At 61.0% G+C, this 1,599-nt stretch carries 1 protein-coding gene; it reads right to left on the minus strand.

Features of this window, described 5'->3' with window-relative positions; all coding sequences use genetic code 11:
* Positions 1-136: 136 nt before the first annotated feature.
* Complete coding sequence (locus AMD30_RS24215) at positions 137-1,444, minus strand: SAVED domain-containing protein (RefSeq protein WP_055477363.1); 1,308 nt, start codon at positions 1,442-1,444, stop codon at positions 137-139.
* Positions 1,445-1,599: the final 155 nt, after the last annotated feature.

A 1,599-nucleotide genomic window follows, 5' to 3' on the forward strand; every position in this document is an offset into this window, starting at 1 on the left:
CAGCAAACCCGGGGCGATTCAACCGCATGTGAGCAGGTAGGCCGCAAACGCGGGCCCACAACGTATCAACTGCGCTGCCAGCCGACGCACGACATGAGACTCGAAGTCTGGCTGATAAGCCCACTGCGCCAACATGTCAAGACCTATCTGAGGGAAGAAGCACCTCTTCGATCGCCCCAGCGCTTGCGGACGCTCGTACCCGCAGGGTGGGCACGTATCGTGCGCGATAGTCTCCACCGTCGATGGGATCGGAGTCGTCCCATTCATGGACTACCACGCGCAGGGTGTTGGTCAGGCGCCCAATGAGAAGCGCCAGTGGGAACGGGCACCGCAGTAGGAGCTGCACCTCGGCGTTGGAGTTGTCGTTCGACAGGGCACGGAGGTGCGCGGCGACGTCGGCGGCAATTTGGCCTGCATCAGAGGGGTCGAGGAGCGTGCCGCTCGCACTTGTGAGATGGCGCCAGGCCGCGAGAGACGGTTCATTGTCTTCGATGTAGCGGGTGAAGGCGGTGTCGCTGCGATCGGGCAGGAGGTCAACATAGATGGCCACAGAGGGGCGGCTTGCCGTTATTGCAGATAGACGGTTTCCTTGGTCTGCGATTTGCACTCGCGCTTGCGTGAGGAACCGAGCTTCGCCGTCGCTCGCCCAGGTGACGCCCCTTTGGTCTATTACGTCCATCAGTCCGATTCGAGACGAAGGCAACCCTGCCCCGACTGCGAAGGCCACGGAGAGGTGAGCCCCGCCGGCGACACGTAGGCGGTGCGCTCCAGAACGGGTCACGGCATCGGGGAGGAGACCGATTGTGTCCTTGAGGTCTCGGAGCCCGTCGACGCTCGGAAGCCGTTCGTGATTGGAGGGCCTGAGGCGGATGTCCAGTTCGTCACCGGTTCGGTCGTAGACCTGCGGCGTGTTCCTGGTCTGGAGGCTCAGGCGGAACGTCTTGTCGTTTGTGTCGATTCGATTGCGAAGAGACGCAATTCGGTGCCAGACCAAACCGCGAATCATTGCCAGCAGACCATCGCGCTCGGCGGATTTCTGATCTACACCGCTCAAGGTGCCGGGGCGAATCTCTAGGAGCCGGTCGGGAGCGTCGTAATCTGTTCCGCCGCCGTCTGTCCTCACCGAGTTGATGATGCCGAGAACAAACACTTCGTGGTTGCGGTGTAGCGCAAGGAGTTGAGGTGCTTCCAGTATCTTCACGACTCTGCTGTTCACCACATCCGGTGTGGTCACGAGAACGCCGCCAGAGATGCCGGCCGCTATTGCTTGCTTCAGTCGAGCCTCGGTGTCGCCTGGGGGAAGATCGTCTCGATCTCGCCACACAGGTATTCCGGCTGCTCGGAGAAGCCAGGCGATCTCCCCAGCAACACCAGTACCGTCCTTCTGACGGTACGAGATGAAGACAGGGTCTGCTGGGTCAGGGGAGGTGGGATTGGATGTCATGGCTCTTCCTTAAGGTTCTCGGCTTCGAAGGCGGCATGTCTCACCGCATTACTGGCGTCGGGGTTGTTTCGAGCATGCTCCGTAGGAAGAAGCGTCTCGGGTACCACTGCCAAAACGCGGGTCCGATCGACGAGCTGTCCATGGCCATGAGAAAG

This window comes from Gordonia sp. HS-NH1, from assembly GCF_001418765.1.
Classification (GTDB): domain Bacteria; phylum Actinomycetota; class Actinomycetes; order Mycobacteriales; family Mycobacteriaceae; genus Gordonia.